This window comes from Paenibacillus sp. TY11 (genome assembly GCF_059772165.1).
On sequence record NZ_JCBAIQ010000012.1, the window covers coordinates 42,670 to 61,624 of the forward strand.

Sequence of the window (18,955 nt, forward strand, 5' to 3'; positions counted from 1 at the left end):
GATACACAAATGGGAATAAAGTATAAAATCACGATTCTACTACTGCTAAGTTTAAGTTTACTAATCGTCGGTTGCAGGGCGGACTCCAGTCAACAGCTAAATCAACAAAGCATCAAGTCCCATATCCCAGTGAATAATAAGGCCAAACCTGTCATATTCATCATGATTGATTCTTTAATGAATAAGCCATTGCAAGATGCGATTCAACAAGGCCATGCACCCGCAATGCAGTATCTTATTAAAAAAGGGCAATACTTCCCGCAGGTGGTGAGTTCATTTCCCACGATGTCCGTGACGATCGACAGTACTTTTTTAACGGGGACGTATGCAGATCAACATCATGTACCCGGACTTGTGTGGTACAGCGACCCGAGGAAACGAATGATTTTCTACGGAAATGGTGCCAAAGAAGCCTTAAAGATAGATCAAATGCAAGTATTTATGGATGCTATTTATCAGTTAAATCAAGTTCATTTGAACAAAAAAACGAAAACAATTCACGAAGAGCTGGCCGACAAAGGAAAAGAATCGGCATCAATCAACGCTATTGTTTTTAGAGGAAGAACGGAACATGACTTAAAAGTACCTCGCTTCATAGCGAACAGCAACCGTGTTCCAGAACAATTGAGAATAACAGGACCTAAATGGTTTTCCTATGCAACTTTTGCACAACTGGATCCAAAGAATAGCTGGAATACTCCTCCGTGGAAAAAATTCGGGATGAACGACGAGTTTTCCGCAAAAGATATCGCTTTTTTAATCAATCAAAAAAAACTTCCAAGCGTAACCATCGCATACTTTCCAGAGAATGATAGTTCGGTGCATAAAAAAGGTCCGACTCAGCTGGAGGGAATTGAAAAAGCGGATCAAGCGCTGCAAGGCGTGCTTAACGCATACGGTTCGTGGGAACAGGCTGTAAAAAATGCTATATGGATTGTCATGGGGGACAGTGCGCAAAGCGCTGTTTATGATGATCGACAGGCAGCAACGGTAGAGCTAAAGCCGCTGTTGAACCATTACCGCATAGCACAGTTAAATCAATCAGTAAAAAAAGAAGATCAAATTGTCATTTCCACGAATGAACGAATGGCTTATGTTTATGCGATTAATGATAACGTCGAGTTATCCGATGTAGTGAAGAATTTACAAAAAGAGGAAAAACTCGATATCATCGCAATGAAAGACGATAAAAATAATATTCGTGTTACAGGAGGGAAAAAGGGTACCCTGTTTTATTATCGTCCCGGTGGAAAATTCACCGATGAATATGGACAATCATGGACATTATCGGGCGAAAAGGACCTTGTGGATATTACGATAAATAACAACCGGATCAAGTACGGAAAATATCCTGACGTTTTGGCGAGGTTATACGGGGCAATGAATTCTCATGAAGGAAAATACGTTGTCGTCACGGTCCAACCCGGATATGAACTCGTCGGTGAAAGTTCTCCTACCCACATCGGAGGGGGAGCTCATGGTTCGCTGCATGAAAAAGATTCCCTTGTCCCATTAATTATTTCCGGAACGAATACACGGCCCAGAACACTGCGAATCGTTGATATAAAAGATTGGATTATGCAATTGGTGAACGGATAAAAATTATACTGAAAGAAGCATTTAACGGTAATCAGGAGCGTTATAAAGGTACAAGCAACGAGCATGTAGTACAGCATTTCAAACAAGCACGCCTCCTTAAAGAGGTGGTGCTTGTTTGGCGTTTTTTTCCTTCACGGAATACTCTTCCAGCACCTTTGTTTTATCTCCATAGACCCTATCCAAATGATCTTCTCCCCATAAGCAAAAACGATCAAGCAGATCTTTAAAATCCCATCCATATTCACTAAGCTCATATTCCACTTTGGGGGGAACTTGGTTATAAATGATGCGGTGGATGATTCCATCCTTTTCAAGCTCTCTAAGCTGTTGGGTGAGCACTTTTTGGGTGATTTTCGGAATGAGTTGACGAAGTTCGTATGTACGTTTTCTGCCGCTGGTTAAATGGTGTAGGATGATGCCTTTCCACTTTCCACTGATGACCTCCAAAGTTGCCTCGATCCCGAGCATATAGGTTTTGGCTTTGTCTTCCATAGACTTTCCCCCTCTCCGATCTGTAGTACAAAAGGCACTAAGGAACCTTAAAGTACCTACAGTACATTGAAGTGCGTACTTCACACTTTAATGTATAACATCCATAATAGCATCTGTAGACAGGGTTCACCAATTATGAGGAGAAAGAAGGTTACGGATACATGAAAGTTCTATTGGTCGTCACGCATCCTAGAGAAGATTCACTTACCCTTGCGGTCATGAATCGTTTTGTAGAGGGATTGAAAGAGAATAAGCACGAGATAGATATTTTGGACTTGGATCGGGATGGATACAATCCGGTGTACAGCGCTGCAGATGAGCTGGATTGGAATACGACCCATAAACAATATGCTCCTGAAACGCGGAAAGAGATGGATAGAATTGCAGCTGCGGATGCTCTGGTCTTTGTGTTTCCACTATGGTGGTACAGTGTCCCTTCCATGCTAAAAGGGTACCTGGATAAAGTCTGGAACAAAGGTTTACTTCAGGAATTTACGACGAAGCAGGTTTTGTGGATATGCTTGGCGGGAGGGACTAAAGAACATCTGATCAAGTATGAATATCACGATTTGGTTACTCAATATTTGAATAAAGCCATTGCTGGTTACGCAAGAGTAAGAGAGTCCAAGGTGGAGTTCTTCTATGATACTTTGTCCGAATCGAAAGAATACATTGAAGGTTTACTGGAGCACGCTTATCAATTAGGTCGGGCATATAAGTGAATTTTATTCTGATAACAATGAGGATTTAATATTATTGAGGACTTTGCAAAATCCTGATTATTGAAAAAGGGTTAAGGCTCGTTAGACGGCACTTAACCCTTTTTTATTTTATAGACGAGACTCTATCCTTTTATAGGCTCATGCATACGTACTGACGGTGCCCCTTGCACAGGTAATCCGCCGCTAGGTGTGCTTGCTGGGACAACGGGATGTGTTGCCCCCATTTCAGGAGCAGTACCCGTGGTGAGCTTGGCCAGCTTCTGTTTTTCCCACAGCGCTCTGGCAATAACCAGCATGGAGAGTACACCGACATATAGTAACAGAGAACCGAGTTCGGGAAGCATCTCCTGCAAAGGCGCCCCACGCAGCCCCATGGTACGCAGGAATTTGTACATCCATACAAAGGGGAAGAAATCACCGATTTGGATCGCTAAAGGCGGAAACAGTGACCTTGATAGAACGGCTCCCGAGAGAACAAAAGCAGGCATGAGTATAATAACCATTCTGCCGATGGCTACTCCTGGATGTGCAGCGCCCCATGCAACCAGGACATTGATACAAACGGTACCGAATACATACAGGACAACCGGAATCATAAAGAGAATCGGATTGGCCTCGAAACGGCCTCCCCCAAACACTTTGAGCATCCCGAGAGAGAAGATTAAGCCAGCCGTCGAAAACAGCGTATAAGGAAGCATACGCAGCAGGATGTTGAACGGATTTTGCAGCTCGGCAGCCAGCCTCTTGGAAACCCGGAGTCTGGCGATCAGAGGTAGGCTATTAATATTGAGTATCATAAAAGAGAACATACAAGTGAATGCAAGTATCGTAGTATTCTGATAATCATTCGTTGGATTAAACAGGGAACGCACTTCCAAGGCGATACCATTAAGGGCTCCCTGGGCCTGTTCTGCGTTCATCCCGGTTTTCAACATAGCTGGAACAGACAGCTCCATATTCTCGGAAACGCTAATTTCCTGCATGGCTGTACGAATCGAAGTAATAGATTGAACATTGGTATTATCGAGAATTAGGCCCACGCGGCTGGAAAGGGAACGATTGTGATTGTCCTCTAAACCATGCGGCAAGGAAATAACAGCCAAATATTGCTCGTGATAAAAATACTGTTCAGGGTTGTCAGTATACGAAACAATCTCAGCTACGTTCATATACGGAGAAGCATCTATTTTCTGAATGAACTCACGGCTGTAAGCTGTGTTATCTTGATCCACCACTACCACGTTAGCATCGTTAATTTGGCTGCTTGGGAGCAACAGTGAATACCCCAGTACTGCAATCAACGGGAAAATGATGGCTATAATCGGATACTTGGAGTGAACCAGATACGTCCATTCATCACGAAGAGATTTCATTAGTATTCACCTCAACTGTCATGCCTGGTAGCAAAGATGCTTCTCTTGTTACATATACACGTACTTGGAATGTAGCGGTATCTGCCTCACCTTTTTCACGGGACATCTTTACATTAGCGAATTGTGGCGCAGCAGTAACATAGCGTACAGTACCTTTCAAGTCCTTATTGAGAGTAGATACATGAGTTTTAATTTCTTGATTAGCCTTGAATTTCCCCGCTTGTTCTTCGTTCACATAGAGATCGTAATATAAATCGTTGGTTTCCAGGGTGACTACAGGAGCTCCTTGCGCCACATTTTCGCCGACTTTTGTACTAATCGAAGTAACCTTGCCATCCTGCGGTGCTTTTAACACCAGGCGTTCTTTTTTGAGTAGCAATGTTTTAAGCTGAACTTCCTGTGTATCTTTTTGTTGCTTTAAAAGGTCAATTGCCAGCTTCTGATCCGCTAACTGTTGACGGCTCTGCTGAATGGTTTCCAGTTGGGTTTTGGAACGATCGACGGATAATTGGGCACCACGAATTTCTTCCTCGGCTTGTTTTACCGAAACGGCTGCTTGTGTCGTCTGCTCGCTGGCCTGCATTCGTTCTTCGGGGGTGGCGCCATGGAGTAGCTTTTGAAGAGACTCTTTTTGCTGGCTCAACTGATTGGTTGCTAAAGTCAATGAGGATTCGGCATCATCCAACGCCGCTTTGGATACACTTCCTGCATCATAGAGTGCTTTATTACGCTTGTAGTTGGTCTGAGCCGTCTGAAAGTTTTTGGTAGCAGAAGCTACGGCAATTCGTTGCTGCTGAACATCTTCATCCCGAGCACCATTATTGACCTGTTGTTCCGCAGCGGTGGCTTGACGCTCAGCCGCTTGTGCCCGCTGCAATGCCGCCTGACTTTTGCTCTGAGTGACTTGAGCTTGCGCGATATCCAGCTGTGCCTGCTTTTCCTGAGTTGCAGCCCGTGTATACCCTAAGTTGATTGATTGTTGTTGTTGGCTGATCTGCGTATTGAACTGGGCGATTTGTGTTCGCAGTTGCTCAATTTGCAAATCTACATCTTTGGAATCCAGGGTCATAAGGACAGTTCCTTTTTTTACCTTAGTTTCTTCTATAACAGGGATGGTCAGGACCTTGCCGCTTACTTGTTCAAAAGATACATGAATGCTATCCGAATTTAGTGTTGTGCCTTTAACGGATCGAGAAGCATTGACTTGATCTTGTCCGTTGGTCTGAAGCAGGAAACCCCCGCCGATAAGACAGGCAATAGAAATGAGAGGAATGATGAGGCTGGTGACTTGTGTGCGATTCATGGGTAAATGCGCTCCTTAAATTCATAAAATGGGTTAAACATAGACTCGAATAAATATCCTGATATGTACATTTTATTTATTCTTTTATTTAATAATTGAAAAGTTAGCCGACTAACTAAAATATAAAATTAAAACTTATTCTGGCTTTGCTGCTTTATATATCTCTTGTGCTTGAGGGATGCCGCTTTCTACTTTTTGCAGTAATGTTAGTAGCAGCTCTTTTTCATCGGTGGATAGGTGGCTCATAAGTGTGGAAGTGCATGTGAAATGTATAGGCAGTAATCTTTCCATCATTTCTGTTCCTTGATCGGTCAGTTTAACAATGCTCATACGGCGATCGGAAGGATGAATGGATCGAATAATTAGCCCATCGCGTTCCAGGCGGTCCAGCAGACCGGTAACGGTAGGCTTGCTAACCCCTACTTTCTCCGCAAGCTCTGTAGCCAGAAACCCTGTATTGATGTTGCGATACAGGTGAATTAATATCGAAAATTTACCATGAGATATACCGAATTTCTCAAAGCCCTCAAAGCTGACTTTGAAAACACTGGATGATACTCGCATAAAAAATAGCATAGCTTCCGTCGCTCTTACATCAATCTCAGGGATACGCTTAGAAAATTCTTGTAGCGCCTCACGAGTGGGCAAGTCCCGTAAATCAAAATCCATAGGGTTCTCCTTTCTTCTTACAGTATGTTCCAATCGACAAATTAGTTAGCCGACTAATCTTAATCTATCCAAATTTAAATTTCAAGCTAAATTTTGTTAATCGTCATGCTGATTCTTCACCACATAGAGGTTCTTCGTGCAAAAGTTCAAGTTATTCCCTACATTGATATTTACAATGAAGTGCTTGATAATAAAGTGGATATCGCAGTAGATATGATACTCAAAAGTGAGGAACCTGGAATGACGACAAAATTATACTACACTGCTCCAAATCTTACGGAGTGGGACACTCATATTACACAGAGCATGGAAAGAGACGGAAAATATTTGGTTATGTTGGAGGAAACGGCTTTTTATCCGCATGGAGGAGGTCAGCCGTGTGATACAGGAACGATTCAGGGAATCCGTGTATTAGATGTTGTTCTGGAAGATGAGGATATTTGGCATCAGGTAGAACGTTTGCCGGAAGATGTGAAGGTGACCTGCCAATTGGATTGGGAGCGCAGATTTGATCATATGCAGCAGCATAGCGGACAGCATTTGCTGTCAGCGGTTTGTCTGGAGTTGTTGGGTGCGCGTACAGAAAGCTTTCATCTTGGACAAGAGTACGCCACGATTGATGTAAACTGTTCGGATGTAACACCTACGCAGCTATCGGCAATCGAGCAGGAAGTAAATCGGCAAATCTACAGTAATCGCAGCATAAAAAGCTATTTTGTAACCAATGAACAATTGAAGGATATCCCGCTTGTGAAAACGCCCAAAGTGACGGAAAATATTCGCATTGTTGAGATCGAAGGCATTGAATATAATGCTTGCGGCGGTACACATGTGGCTCAGACCGGGGAAATTGGAATGATCAAATGTTTGAAATGGGAGAAGCAGAAGGGGATGGCGAGAATCCATTTCAAATGTGGCGTTCGTGCACTCCAGGATTTTAACGATAGTGTTCAGATATTGGACGTGTTATCTACGAAGTTCAATACCGGGCGAAAAGATATTTTGACCCGATTCGAAAAGTGGGAGCAGGAGCATAAGCAGCTTAAGGCGCAAGTGGAGCTCCTACAAGAGGAAAATGCTTCGTACCAGGCGAAAGAGTTGCTATCTGCTGTGCAGGGGCATGTTCTTGCTCATGTATTCGAACAAAAATCCCTTCAGGACATGCAGCAATTGGCTACCAAGCTGACAGCTGAGCAAGATGTGCTTGTTTTATTTGCCACAACAGCAGAAAACAAAATCATTCTGGCACATAACGGCACCCAGTCTGTTGCCTGCGGAGCATTTTTGAAAGAGAATCTGGGCGCGTTTCACGGTAAGGGGGGCGGTAGCAACCAATCTGCTCAGGCAGCATTCTCGTCCCGCGAAGACCTTTTGAATTTCTTTGAAACGGCCCAGCGGCAGTTCATTCAGGATGTAATGGAGGATTAGTGGCGTAGGGGAAGCTTCCACTTTTCCTTTTCTGTAAATAAAATAAAAGAAAAAATAAGTGCAACAACAGCGCCCCAAATGGCTTTATCTCCAATCGTCAAAGTCAGAAATCCCCCCAGCAAAGCCCCGACCAAGAAGGCTGCCAAGATGACACCATAACGCATCGCTCGAATGGCAGCGTTCGTGTCCTTGGTCGTTATGGCGATATACACAGCCTCTATAGCTGATCGGAGGTTGCCGGTGCTGACAGTAGAGGTGTACGGCACATCAATGAGCTTGCGGAAGGAAGTCATTTGTACGGAAGCGACGAACGAGACGATCACCACCACTACCGTATTGGGAACTCCTTGCGGAATCAGTCCCACGATGAAAAAAATCGCAATTTCCAGTAAAATAATAGCGCGGGCCCAGTCCGGAGTTAAACGGTGGGTTGATTTTCGTTTAATCCCTTCAGCAATAAAAACGCCCAGCGAAAAGGCGATTAGGGGCGGGATATAGGCTAACGCCTGAATCCAGTTCCCCTGAATGATTTTGATAGCCAGCAGCACGATATTGCCTGTCTGTGCGTTGGCGAAAACACCGTCTCTTCCAACAAAGGTATATGTGTCCAAAAAGCCCCCTACTAATGATAGTATGGCGCCCAGTCGTAACGATTCGGACGTTACCTGATGTAAATGGATTTTGCCTTTCATAATCACGGCATAAGCCTCCTATGCTAAAACGTCGATCCTTTCAAGTTAGCACGTCAATCCAGAACCGTACAATTAAATTAGTCACTTCAGTATGAAAATGGCACAAAGAAGCCGCATCAAGTCCCATGTAAATGAAAAGGACGTGAAGCGGCTTCTTTGGGGATGCTCGTTTTTAGTCCCCACACGGGACTTTAAAGGGTGCTTATCGCAGGGCTTGAACGAGCGCTTCGCCAAATGCCTGTGCGCCATCTGGACCGTCGGCCGTAATAATGTCGCTATGCGCAACGACATGCTGCGCCACATATTCGGCTTGATGCGATTGGAGCTGATCTTTTTGTACATCCACTGGATAGCATGTAGCCGTTCTACCAGAGAGCAGTCCGGTTTGAGCCACGGCTACAGAGCCTGCGCAAATGCCGGCCAAGAGAGTCTTTTGCTCATGAGTTTGTTTCAACAGAGATTGGAGATCCGCGTTATTCCACAGATGGTCATTTGTTCCTGATCCACCGATCACAGATACCACATTATAATCAGCCAGCACAGCGTCTGTAAAAATAAGATCAGCGGTTGCTTTACCGTTGTAGTCACCCATGATTTCACCTGTTTTTGTACTAGCTAGCGTCACAGTAACGCCTGCTTGCTCAAGCGCTTCCTTCGGTTTAAACAATTCATCCTCATTAAAACGCTCGGGGGGTATAATAAAAAGAGCTTTTTTACTCATACTTCATTCCTCCTTGAATGTGTAACGATATCTACTAATGTGTAACGATATCTACTAATGTGTAACGATATCTACTATTGTAGGATGGCTTCGTCAGGCTGTGAAGAATGCACTTTCAAGTACGGAGGTTACCTGTAGGTTACTATTAGAGTGCAAGACCATGATGATTTAGAAGGAGTTAATTGATATATGTCTGATACGCTAAGAGAAGAAATACGGGAGAAGATCGTCAACGGAGACTATAACTGCGAAAAGGAACTAACCTTGTCGGTGTTAAGCGGAAAGTGGAAGATCGTCATTTTATGGCACCTGGGTGTAGAAGGACCGCACCGCTTCAGTGACCTGCAAAGGCTGTTTCCGAAGCTATCGCATAAAGTGCTGACTAATCAGCTGCGTGAATTGATGGAGGACGGTATTGTACATCGGGAAGTGTATCCCGAGGTGCCCCCAAAGGTGGAGTATTCGATGACCGAGCTGGGGATGACGATTTTACCCATTGTGGAGATGATGTATGACTGGGGGAAAAAACGAGTGCAATCCATTCGTGAGGAAATGCATCGCAGCGGTGAGGAAGACGTTTAAATAATGGAAGTGATATATGGGTGAATTATTAGAGATCCTTTATAAGAAAATAGAACGCCTTGCACTACGAGTACGAATTGTACTTAGGGCAAAGGCGTTCTTTGGCATGTTAGCAGTTTGTGTTTTTTTCATGTTAGTTTAGGAAAAATAGCTGTAGCCGTGTGTTGTTTCAATACGGATCATTGCTGTTCAACTGCTGGCAGAACTTCAATCCAGCGTGTAGCCCAAGTGCCGATATGGTCAAACAATGGAGCTAAATCGTGTCCCTTATCCGTAAGGGAGTATTCAATCCGCACCGGCTTCTCAGGATAAACCATACGTCGTATGATTCCTTCTTCCTCCAGCTCTTTCAAGCGGTCTGAAAGGACCTTCCCGCTTAAATTAGGAATTGAATTCTCAATAGCGACGAAACGTTGCGGACCATTAGTTAGTTGAAATACGATCAACACCGTCCAACGCTTGCTAAGTAGCTCCATAGCTTTTTCAAACCGTGGGCACATCTGCGGAATGTTCATGTGATCACCTCATGCTCCTATTATTAACGATCCACTGTTAAAAGTAAATGATTTTACTTTACATAAATTTATTACTTGACGAAATTGAATGATATAAATATACTTTGTTACATAAAGTAACTCATTGGATTCGATACGGAGATTTGTATATGAAGGTTTAACAAAATGAATATGTATGACTGCGATAAAAATTAATTTGGCAGGTACGGTCTAACAGTTGAGGCCATGGTTCGGGCGTAGGGGGAAGTCAGATGAAGTTGGAATGCGAAGTGTGCGTAGTTGGAGGGGGACCCGCAGGGACTTTGTTGTCCTGTCTACTGGCGAAGCAGGGTGTTTCAACGATATTGGTTGAGCGGCAGAGCGTAGCCGGAAAAGCTTTCCGTGGTGAAATTTTAAATGATGAGGGTCAGGAAGTGATCCAAAAGCATAAGCTGCTCGAACAAATTCATAAGGACTATGTTCTCGCCTCCACAAGAATCGAATATTGGGAGCATCAGCAGCAGGTGAAGACGGTCAAACCAGCTTCAGTAAATGGTAATGTGGGGGTTCATATTCCACAGCCTCGATTTTTGGAGGCTGTGCTGAAGCAGGCGTCAACCTATGAGTCCTTCCGTTACCTGGCGGGTACAACAGTGACTGCGTTGGAAGGTGACGGCGAGCAGGGGTACACGGGCTTGACTGCCCGCAACAAGAACGGCCATGAGATTACGATTCACAGTTCTTTGATTGTGGGGGCAGACGGTCGCTATTCAACTGTGCGCAAGCTGGCGCAGATGCCTGTGACGAACATTCGACACGGCTATGATCTGCTATGGGCGAAAATCACGGCACCTGCCGGGTGGGAACCCGTCACTCGTCTGGCACTGGTCAACGGAGGGCAGTTGGCTTTATTCTCGCAGGCTGAGGGCTATATTCAAATTGGCTGGAATGTGGAGGAAGGCAGCTTTCCAACCCTGTTTAAGCAATCTTTTGAACCATTTATACAACGGTTTACAGAGACTTTTCCGGATTTGAAACATAGTGTGCATGATCACATTCGTTCATGGAAGGACTTTGTACCGTTGGATATTTTCAGCAGCCGCAGTGACACATGGGCGCAGAACGGACTGATCCTTATTGGAGATGCGGCGCATACCATGACACCTACCGGAGCTTTTGGCTTGAACGCAGCTTTGAAGGATGCCGATGTGCTGGCCAGTGAGCTTCTGCGTTTACGCCAGAAGGGATATACCGCAGGAGACCTAAAGGCGTTCGAAGACGGACGACGGCTGGCTGTAACGGAGCTTCAGGAACGGCAACTGACGATGGAATCCACATTTCATGAACATTTCTTACAAATAATTTATTGATATAAAATCCTCGTGCTGTTCAAATAGCACGAGCAGGTATAAAATCAGCAGCATAGCTGCGCTGTACAACAACGATTAGCCTTTGAAATAATAGGAATTTCCTATATAGAGCTTATATAAAGGATGGTGCAGAGAGATGAACCCAAAAGATGTAGCTACGCTACTTAACGATAAAATTCAAACCATTCGTGGAGAGCAATCTTCGACGATTTTGGTAGGACCGATCAAGCTGCCAGTTAATTTGGAAGGGGAAACGGTTGTTTTTCAATGGTACTGCTGGTTGCCTGTACGGGATGAGGAAGATCGTCAGGACTTACTGAACGCCACCGCTGAGACGATTGTGAAGCGATTGTCCACACTGAATTTGGCGGAGGGACAACAATCAAGCGTATTGGTGTACGGCGATCTTCAACAGTCGGAAAATGCATTAGTTCGCATGCATAGTATTTGCCATACTGGAGATATTTTTGGTAGCAAGCGTTGTGATTGCGGATTTCAACTCCACCAGTCCATGAAAATGATTGTGGAGCATGGAACGGGTGCATTGTTCTATCTGGCTAATCATGAAGGTCGTGGGATCGGTTTGTTTAGTAAAGCAATGGCATATATTCTGCAGGAAGAAGGCATGGATACCGTTGAAGCCAACCACCAATTAGGTTTTGAAGATGATACACGCAATTATGCGGATGCCATTAGTGTGCTCCGTCACCTGAGACAAAAACCGGTAACTTTGATTACAAATAATCCTAAAAAGCTGGATGCCTTGAAGAAATCGGGTATGAATGTGGCGGGTCGTATGCCGATCTGGGGAGATGTGTCGCAATATAATGAACGGTATTTGAATACAAAAGTGGAACGATCCGGACATTTGCGGGATTCCGATCTCAGGGAGGTTCTATGACCACTCACGAAAAATATATGCGCCTGGCACTGGAAAATGCCAGAAGTGCGAAAGGGCAAACAGAACCGAATCCGCTCGTCGGATCAGTCATTGTCAACAACGGTCGCATCGTGGGGATCGGCGCTCATTTGAAGCCCGGCGAGCCACATGCCGAGATTCATGCGTTGCGTATGGCGGGTGAACATGCTCAGGGAGCGACGATTTATGTAACACTGGAGCCGTGTTCCCATCACGGACGGACAGGCCCCTGCGCGGAAGCGATTGTGAAGGCTGGCATTCGTCGGGTGGTGATTGCAGCGCTGGACCCGAACCCGCTGGTTTCCGGCAGAGGGGTACAGATTTTGAAGGATGCGGGCATTGAGGTCATTGTCGGAGTATGTGAGCAGGAATCCATCCGCATGAATGAAGTGTTTAACCAATATATCGTGAGCAAGCGTCCTTTTATTACGATTAAATCGGCTGTAACGCTGGACGGTAAAATTGCAACCCGGACCTCGGAAAGCAAGTGGGTCACATCCGAGGCTGCACGGGAGGATGTGCATCGTCTTCGTAATGAGCATGTGGGAATCCTGGTCGGTGTACAGACCGTGATTCACGATAATCCTCAGCTTACGACTCGTCTGCCGGAAGGACGGAATCCGATTCGTATCATTCTGGATAGCAAGCTTCGTATTCCATTGGATGCTCGTGTCATTTCAGATGGGGAGGCGCCGACCTGGATATTCACAGGACGCGCTTATGATGAAGGCAAGCGAAGCCAGTTGGAACAGCTTGGTGTGAAAGTCTATCCGACAGCGGATGAGAGCAGTGACCGGGTCAACTTGCCGCAAATGCTGGATATTCTGGGGGCAGCCGAGGTGTCATCGGTGTTCGTGGAAGGCGGAGCCGAGGTGAACGCTTCGTTCGTGCAGCAAGGACTGGCAGACAAGCTTGTGCTGTATATTGCGCCGAAGCTGGTTGGAGGGAGCGCAGCCCCAGGCTTTTTGGGGGGAGAGGGCGTGTCCGCGATGAGCGATGCGGTAGCATTGCAGGATTTGAGCGTAACGCAGGTTGGCGTGGACTGGAAAGTAGAAGGGTATTTTGAGCGGGAAAAATGAGTGCCTATTGTGGGTGGAGAAGGCGCTTCGCGGAGGGGTTGATCTTCCGATCGCTGTTGCAGTGGGATTCTTCGGATTGTATAAGACATTTAAAGGTAGAGAATCCCACTGCAAAGGCGAACGCTAACGCTTCTCCAGATTCAACCCCTCCGCTCCGCTACTACCCGCCACCAACAACTCATTTTTCCGAAATGGTGTGGAGCATGGGGGAAGGGCGAAATTACTCAAAGACTCAAAAACTCAAAAACTCAAAAACTCAAAAATCTATATACTCAAAAGACAGAGAATCTGAAGGGCTAAAAGGGCCTGGAAGGATTCTTTTTTTATATACTAAACGTTTATTAGGGTGAATGGTTAATGGGATGAATAACTCATAGGGTGAATGTCTAATGGGGTGAAGCTCAGATAACATAATTACGCATACTTGGGTTTTTCGTCCTGGTTTCTGATGTATTTTTTAGAGACTTTCGCCTTGTTTAGTTAGAATATAGAAATTAAAGGATTGACCTGGAAATGGAGATCAAGCACAATGAAGTTGAATTCAACTTGGAAGAGAAGGGAAAAGCCTTGCAGTGAAAGGAATTAGAGAATTCAAAGGAGGATGTAGGTTGTGAAAAAAATGTTGTTATGCTTGTTAAGTGCCAGTCTGATATTTTTAGCTGCACCGGCTTCTACTAAAGCCTTTTCGGGTGAGGTCACGCAAGGCGCTGGCTCATATTCAACCACACTACCTGCCGGAGCAGCTACTCCGCAAAACGAAATTTACAAAACAGCGAATGTAACCAGCCCTATGCCCACTAATGACTGGTGGAGCAGTCTGGCCTGGGTACCCTACTCCGAGGCCCAATATCCGCATCCCCTTGCCTTGAAAAATCAGCAAAACGGCCTGCGCATCTTTAACCCGAGCGGGAAAATCACTGCAAATCCGGGATACATCGCAGGCTGGATGGATAATGAGAACGATTTTACCATCGGCCATTCTGTAAGCGCTTCATTTCCAGACGCCAAGGTGGACGGCTTCAGCGACTGGTTTGTTAAATCATTATTTCAAAGCGAAAGCAATAAAATGAGCGCTACCTATGGGCACGGCTCCCCATATATTTATTTTGAGTTTGGCGGCGGCAATCCTAAGCTTTCGTTCAATGAGGTGCCAGAGGTCTGGTCCGGGTCAGCCACCTCCCCTGTGCTTGGTATTACGATCAATGGCTCACACTATGGTCTGTTTGGTCCTTCCGGCAGCACTTGGTCCGGCTTGGGAACGAATACACTGATCAATCAATTGAACGGGAAAAACTATTTTACAGTGGCGGCTTTGCCTGACAAATCAGCGGCGACATTGGACAAATTTCAGCAATACGCCTATTCTTTCGTTACAAACTCCAAAGCGCAGTACAGCTATAACGAAGCCTCTTCCGAGGTAACGACCACCTTTACCGTTACAACAACAGCGAAGGAAGGCACGCAAGCCGGCACTATTTTTGCCTTATATCCGCATCAGTGGAAAAATTCATCACAACCCCTGCTGAGCTACACGTACAATTCTGTACGCGGTCTGATGAAAACAGCGGAAGGTGCTTCGTTTCAAACGAAGATGAAATTTACAGGGGTACTCCCTTCCCTGCCCAATTTGGGGTCCTATGATAAAAATACGCTGAACAGCTACGTAAATGAAGCGAAAGCGGAAGTCTACTCCGGCGATAGAGACACGTACTGGACTGGAAAACGTCTCGGCAAGCTGGCAACGCTGGCGCCGATCGCCGACCAGGTTGGCAATACCGCTGCAGCGACCCAGTTCCGCAATGAGATCAAAAGCCGGCTGCAGGACTGGTTTAAGGCCAGTGACAGCTCGGCGAATATGAAAAGCTCCAATCTATTTGTGTATAACAACCATTGGGGGACATTGATCGGTTATCCCGACAGCTTTGGCAGTGCGGTAGAATTAAATGACCATCATTTCCATTATGGCTACTTTATTAAGGCTGCGGCCGAAATTGCACGTGTGGACAAGAGTTGGGCTTCCAATTCCCAATGGGGGCAAATGGTACAGCTTCTCATTCGCGACATTGCCAATATCGACAGGTCTGATTCGCAATTTCCGTATTTGCGTAATTTTGATCCCTATGCCGGGCACACCTGGGCTTCCGGCCATGCCAAATTTGGCGACGGCAACAACAATGAATCCTCCTCGGAGGCGATGAATGCTTGGGCCGGTCTTATTTTATGGGGCGAGGCGACGGGAAATACTCAAACTCGTGATCTGGGCATTTATCTATATACAACTGAAATGAATGCGATTAACGAATACTGGTTTGATGTGCATGGCACAAACACCCCTGCAGGGATGCAAAGCGCGACGGCAAGCATGATCTGGGGCGGTAAAACGGTAGGGAATGCAACATGGTGGACCAATAATGCCGCAGAGGTGCATGGTATTAACTGGCTACCGATTACCTCGGCCTCCTTGTATCTGACGCAATATTCGGAGTATGCGGCTAAGAATTATAACGATCTGCTGCGAAAAAGCGGGGGGAATTTCAGTCCGTGGGAAGATATTGTGTATATGTACAGAGCGATCTCTGACCCATCCGATGCCAAGGCCAAATTTAGTGCACGCGTAGCGGCCATGACACCGGAAGCGGGGAATTCCAAGGCGAATGCCTACCACTGGATTTATAATTTGGATGCTTTAGGCAACATCGACCGCAGCATCACCGCCAATTCACCTATCTATGCCGTATTTCATAAAAACGGGGTGAAAACCTATGTGGCCTACAACTTTACAAACCAGGTCAAAATAGTAACCTTCTCAGACGGGCACAGCATTACCGTGCAGCCGAACAGCTTTAATACCGGAAATGGAAGCGGCGGCGATCCGCAACCGGATATGGAGGCTCCATCCATCCCGGCGAATGTGCGAGCTAGGACAAAAACGGCTTCGACGGTCACTCTCGAGTGGGATGCAGCCAAGGACAATGTTGGTGTTACGGGTTATATCGTTTATAAGGACGGGGCTCAGGCGGCGGAGGTAAGCGGTACTTCGACTTCAGTTACAGGGCTGAAAGCAGCCACCGCTTACAGATTTACCGTTAAGGCTCGCGATGCAGCTGGCAATCTGTCTGCGGCAAGCAATGCTGTAACAGTAACTACGGAAGCATCTGGCGGTAATGAGGGTGGCGGAGAAACGGAAGATTACACCGCACAAGCCAGATTTGTTAGCGATCGTGAAGCACTGCTTCAATTTACACCCAAAACAGCCTCCGCCTATGTGGACGTGCATTATACTTTAGCAGGTGGACAACAGCTCAATTACCGGATGACAAACAACGGCGGTGTCTGGGAGCAGCGGGTTACAGGTCTCGATATCGGGAAGGCCGTCAGCTATTGGTTTACCTATGAAAAGGCGGGGTTGCAATACGAGACCCCTTCATTCAGCTATACACACCAGCAGAATGCCTCTACAACGACAGGCGTTCCAGAATTTCCGTTACCGAGCGTTGATCACGTTTTCGAAAAAACATCCTAGTGGATCAGGCCCAAGATACGAAAGCGACAATTAACTATAGAAAGAAAGACACGAGGGAAGCACATATGCTTCTCCCGTGTCTTTTTTGTTTTTTTATAGGGTCGTAATACTTTCGCCATGTTCGTGAGTTCAAGGGTGCGCGATAATGATAAAGGCTGATACAGGAAGATATTACCGAGGCGAGGATTTCCAAAGGTCCCGCAGTGCCTGCCCTGATTGGGTCAGGTATCCTGTAAATCTGATGTATTCACCAACATTTAGGGTTCGATTCCCAATCGCCTTCCACGCGACTCATGGTTAGAGTATTCGAATGACCGAATAAAAACAATGAAAAGACCCGGATGAGAGCATCCCATGTCTGGTCTCGATGACAGATACTGGGGCGATGGCTATGCGGCCAACGGATACCGGAGAGAGCAAGCACCGACAGGGTTCGAGGCTTCGGGGATACAGATTCACAGTCGATGTTGGGCTGATGAATCCCATCCCTAGAACACGGAAACAGGCGGTATCTTCCTTTTTCCTCAAGCTTGACCCCGCCGTCCACACCGGAGGGATGCTCTGCAAGGGTTCTATCCCTACTACAACGAATAAAAATAAAAAATCCTCATTTTAAAAGTGTGTTGATTTTAAGGCGGATAGCAGCGGAGCGGCCCATTTGAATCTGAAGAAGCGAAGCGTTCGCCTTTGCCACTGAATTTTAACCCTTTAACGGGTTCATCCATTCTAAAAATTCAGTGGCAACAGCGATCGGAAGATCAAATGGACCGCGGAGCCGCCACACATAGAAAGAAGCATACTTTTAAGTGGAGGATTTTAAATACTAGGAGTGATACGATGTTTAAGAAGATAACGATTAAATCCGATGAGCGCGGGCTGCTGTTCAAAAAAGGAAGCTATCACAAGTTGTTGCACCCAGGAACTTACCTATTGAAGACATTTCAGCAGGAAACAGTTGAAATTTTGAATGTAGCCGAACCGTTTTTTGTACCAGATCATGATATTCGTTTGTTTTTGACAGATCCCCTATTGCTGGAGCAATTGAATGTCGTCGATGTAGAGGACTATGAATATGTGCTGCATTATGAGGATAATCGGTTTGTAGAGCTGCTGACGGCAGGAAAATATGCATTTTGGAACATGCTCAAGGAGCATCGTTTTGTTCGTGCAGATACCCGGCAGCCCGCGATTGATAAGGCATTGGGGCAAGCATTTTTGTCCAAGACACCGGGCTTCTGGAAGGCACTTCAGGTGGCCAGCTATGAAATGGGCTTCCTGTATTACGATAACGTGTTGCAAGGTGAGTTGAAGCCGGGCAAATATTATTTTTGGATGTCCACGGTGAATACAGAGATCAAAACGATAGATATGCGACAGCAGCAGATGGACCTGATGGGGCAAGAAATCATGACAGAGGATAAAATCACGCTGCGCCTCAACTTCGTCTGTCAGTACCGTATCATCGACCCGTTGCGGGCGTTGGAATTCCGGGCATACGAGGAGCAAATATACATTATGCTTCAACTGTTGTTACGTGAATACGTTGGCACAATGAAGCTGGATGATTTGCTGAAAATGAAGCAGGAGATTGCGGAATATGTCTTGACTCGACTGAATGAACAGAGCGGCGAATATGGAGTTACTTTTACGTCCGCAGGAGTAAAGGATATTATTTTGCCGGGGGATATCAAGGATATTCTGAATACGGTGCTATTGGCCGAGAAGAAGGCACAAGCCAACCTCATCACACGACGTGAGGAGACGGCGTCCACTCGTAGTCTGCTCAATACGGCCAAGCTCATGGACGAAAACGCCACCCTTTATCGTCTCAAAGAGCTGGAGTTTCTGGAAAAAATCTGCGAGAAGATTGGCACCATTTCGCTGACGGGCGGGAATACGTTGCTGGAGCAGCTGAACACGCTGGTTCACATGAAGGACGGACAGGGGCTTCAATAACTAAAATACTCCCGAACGATGAGTGCAAGCCGG

The 18,955-nt window shown here is 45.9% G+C and carries 17 protein-coding genes; 10 read left to right on the forward strand and 7 right to left on the reverse strand.

Annotated elements, in window-relative coordinates; all coding sequences use genetic code 11:
* Positions 1–9: 9 nt before the first annotated feature.
* Entirely contained in the window at positions 10–1,599 is a 1,590-nt protein-coding gene (locus tag AC6EJC_RS15080) for an alkaline phosphatase family protein (protein WP_444954675.1), read from the forward strand.
* A gap of 96 nt (positions 1,600–1,695) precedes the next feature.
* Here the strand turns inward: AC6EJC_RS15080 and AC6EJC_RS15085 are convergent, their stop codons facing one another.
* Complete coding sequence (locus AC6EJC_RS15085; RefSeq protein ID WP_444954676.1) at positions 1,696–2,091, reverse strand: winged helix-turn-helix transcriptional regulator; 396 nt, start codon at positions 2,089–2,091, stop codon at positions 1,696–1,698.
* Between the two features lie 161 nt (positions 2,092–2,252).
* Between AC6EJC_RS15085 and AC6EJC_RS15090 the strand changes: the two genes are divergently transcribed.
* Positions 2,253–2,813: an NAD(P)H oxidoreductase gene (locus tag AC6EJC_RS15090; protein ID WP_444954677.1), complete on the forward strand. Its 561-nt coding sequence runs from the start codon at positions 2,253–2,255 to the stop codon at positions 2,811–2,813.
* A gap of 122 nt (positions 2,814–2,935) precedes the next feature.
* On the opposite strand, the gene AC6EJC_RS15095 is transcribed toward AC6EJC_RS15090, so the two are convergent.
* From AC6EJC_RS15095 to AC6EJC_RS15105, 3 genes are all read right to left on the reverse strand, one after another.
* The gene (locus AC6EJC_RS15095; RefSeq protein ID WP_444954678.1) at positions 2,936–4,186 is read right to left on the reverse strand and encodes an ABC transporter permease; all 1,251 of its coding nucleotides are present in this window, start codon (positions 4,184–4,186) and stop codon (positions 2,936–2,938) included.
* A complete protein-coding gene (locus AC6EJC_RS15100) occupies positions 4,170–5,489 on the reverse strand; it encodes an HlyD family secretion protein (protein WP_444954679.1) in 1,320 nt (439 codons plus the stop codon). Before AC6EJC_RS15100 ends, AC6EJC_RS15095 begins: the two co-directional genes overlap by 17 nt.
* Positions 5,490–5,624: 135 nt before the next feature.
* The gene (locus AC6EJC_RS15105; protein ID WP_444954680.1) at positions 5,625–6,158 is read right to left on the reverse strand and encodes a MarR family winged helix-turn-helix transcriptional regulator; all 534 of its coding nucleotides are present in this window, start codon (positions 6,156–6,158) and stop codon (positions 5,625–5,627) included.
* Between the two features lie 240 nt (positions 6,159–6,398).
* On the opposite strand from AC6EJC_RS15105, the gene AC6EJC_RS15110 reads away from it, so the two are divergent.
* Entirely contained in the window at positions 6,399–7,586 is a 1,188-nt protein-coding gene (locus AC6EJC_RS15110) for an alanyl-tRNA editing protein (RefSeq protein WP_444954681.1), read from the forward strand.
* Here the strand turns inward: AC6EJC_RS15110 and AC6EJC_RS15115 are convergent.
* Both AC6EJC_RS15115 and AC6EJC_RS15120 read right to left on the reverse strand, forming a co-directional pair.
* Positions 7,583–8,284, reverse strand: a complete 702-nt coding sequence (locus AC6EJC_RS15115) for a YoaK family protein (protein WP_444954682.1) — start codon at positions 8,282–8,284, stop codon at positions 7,583–7,585. The genes AC6EJC_RS15110 and AC6EJC_RS15115 overlap by 4 nt on opposite strands.
* Before the next feature lie 196 nt (positions 8,285–8,480).
* Positions 8,481–8,999: a DJ-1/PfpI family protein gene (locus AC6EJC_RS15120; protein ID WP_444954683.1), complete on the reverse strand. Its 519-nt coding sequence runs from the start codon at positions 8,997–8,999 to the stop codon at positions 8,481–8,483.
* Between the two features lie 189 nt (positions 9,000–9,188).
* Between AC6EJC_RS15120 and AC6EJC_RS15125 the strand changes: the two genes are divergently transcribed.
* Positions 9,189–9,581: a winged helix-turn-helix transcriptional regulator gene (locus AC6EJC_RS15125; protein WP_444954684.1), complete on the forward strand. Its 393-nt coding sequence runs from the start codon at positions 9,189–9,191 to the stop codon at positions 9,579–9,581.
* 179 nt (positions 9,582–9,760) lie between these two features.
* On the opposite strand, the gene AC6EJC_RS15130 is transcribed toward AC6EJC_RS15125, so the two are convergent.
* Entirely contained in the window at positions 9,761–10,096 is a 336-nt protein-coding gene (locus AC6EJC_RS15130; RefSeq protein ID WP_444954685.1) for a winged helix-turn-helix transcriptional regulator, read from the reverse strand.
* Between the two features lie 251 nt (positions 10,097–10,347).
* Here AC6EJC_RS15130 and AC6EJC_RS15135 point away from each other — a divergent pair, with 251 nt between their 5' ends.
* From AC6EJC_RS15135 to AC6EJC_RS15160, 6 genes are all read left to right on the forward strand, one after another.
* The gene (locus AC6EJC_RS15135; protein ID WP_444954686.1) at positions 10,348–11,445 is read left to right on the forward strand and encodes an FAD-dependent monooxygenase; all 1,098 of its coding nucleotides are present in this window, start codon (positions 10,348–10,350) and stop codon (positions 11,443–11,445) included.
* Positions 11,446–11,581: 136 nt separating this feature from the next.
* Complete coding sequence (locus AC6EJC_RS15140) at positions 11,582–12,346, forward strand: GTP cyclohydrolase II (RefSeq protein ID WP_444954687.1); 765 nt, start codon at positions 11,582–11,584, stop codon at positions 12,344–12,346.
* Positions 12,343–13,443 carry a bifunctional diaminohydroxyphosphoribosylaminopyrimidine deaminase/5-amino-6-(5-phosphoribosylamino)uracil reductase RibD gene (ribD, locus tag AC6EJC_RS15145; protein ID WP_444954688.1) on the forward strand — a complete coding sequence of 367 codons (1,101 nt, stop codon included), beginning with the start codon at positions 12,343–12,345 and terminating at the stop codon, positions 13,441–13,443. The genes AC6EJC_RS15140 and ribD overlap by 4 nt, the downstream gene beginning before the upstream one ends.
* A gap of 610 nt (positions 13,444–14,053) precedes the next feature.
* Positions 14,054–16,966 carry a glycosyl hydrolase gene (locus AC6EJC_RS15150; protein WP_444954689.1) on the forward strand — a complete coding sequence of 971 codons (2,913 nt, stop codon included), beginning with the start codon at positions 14,054–14,056 and terminating at the stop codon, positions 16,964–16,966.
* 354 nt (positions 16,967–17,320) lie between these two features.
* Positions 17,321–17,458: a hypothetical protein gene (locus tag AC6EJC_RS15155; RefSeq protein WP_444954690.1), complete on the forward strand. Its 138-nt coding sequence runs from the start codon at positions 17,321–17,323 to the stop codon at positions 17,456–17,458.
* Between the two features lie 345 nt (positions 17,459–17,803).
* Positions 17,804–18,922, forward strand: coding sequence for a slipin family protein (locus AC6EJC_RS15160; RefSeq protein WP_444954691.1), 1,119 nt, complete (start codon positions 17,804–17,806; stop codon positions 18,920–18,922).
* The last annotated feature ends 33 nt before the right edge of the window (positions 18,923–18,955 follow it).

What these genes read in the sequence shown, in the direction of transcription:
- AC6EJC_RS15110 (WP_444954681.1), top strand. Translation starts at nt 6,399, where the DNA reads ATGACGACAAAATTATACTACACTGCTCCAAATCTTACGGAGTGGGAC.
- AC6EJC_RS15095 (WP_444954678.1), bottom strand. Translation starts at nt 4,186, where the DNA reads ATGAAATCTCTTCGTGATGAATGGACGTATCTGGTTCACTCCAAGTAT.
- AC6EJC_RS15105 (WP_444954680.1), bottom strand. Translation starts at nt 6,158, where the DNA reads ATGGATTTTGATTTACGGGACTTGCCCACTCGTGAGGCGCTACAAGAA.
- AC6EJC_RS15135 (WP_444954686.1), top strand. Translation starts at nt 10,348, where the DNA reads ATGAAGTTGGAATGCGAAGTGTGCGTAGTTGGAGGGGGACCCGCAGGG.
- AC6EJC_RS15140 (WP_444954687.1), top strand. Translation starts at nt 11,582, where the DNA reads ATGAACCCAAAAGATGTAGCTACGCTACTTAACGATAAAATTCAAACC.
- AC6EJC_RS15100 (WP_444954679.1), bottom strand. Translation starts at nt 5,489, where the DNA reads ATGAATCGCACACAAGTCACCAGCCTCATCATTCCTCTCATTTCTATT.
- AC6EJC_RS15125 (WP_444954684.1), top strand. Translation starts at nt 9,189, where the DNA reads ATGTCTGATACGCTAAGAGAAGAAATACGGGAGAAGATCGTCAACGGA.
- AC6EJC_RS15155 (WP_444954690.1), top strand. Translation starts at nt 17,321, where the DNA reads ATGTCTGGTCTCGATGACAGATACTGGGGCGATGGCTATGCGGCCAAC.
- AC6EJC_RS15080 (WP_444954675.1), top strand. Translation starts at nt 10, where the DNA reads ATGGGAATAAAGTATAAAATCACGATTCTACTACTGCTAAGTTTAAGT.
- AC6EJC_RS15090 (WP_444954677.1), top strand. Translation starts at nt 2,253, where the DNA reads ATGAAAGTTCTATTGGTCGTCACGCATCCTAGAGAAGATTCACTTACC.
- AC6EJC_RS15160 (WP_444954691.1), top strand. Translation starts at nt 17,804, where the DNA reads ATGTTTAAGAAGATAACGATTAAATCCGATGAGCGCGGGCTGCTGTTC.
- AC6EJC_RS15130 (WP_444954685.1), bottom strand. Translation starts at nt 10,096, where the DNA reads ATGAACATTCCGCAGATGTGCCCACGGTTTGAAAAAGCTATGGAGCTA.
- ribD (WP_444954688.1), top strand. Translation starts at nt 12,343, where the DNA reads ATGACCACTCACGAAAAATATATGCGCCTGGCACTGGAAAATGCCAGA.
- AC6EJC_RS15120 (WP_444954683.1), bottom strand. Translation starts at nt 8,999, where the DNA reads ATGAGTAAAAAAGCTCTTTTTATTATACCCCCCGAGCGTTTTAATGAG.
- AC6EJC_RS15085 (WP_444954676.1), bottom strand. Translation starts at nt 2,091, where the DNA reads ATGGAAGACAAAGCCAAAACCTATATGCTCGGGATCGAGGCAACTTTG.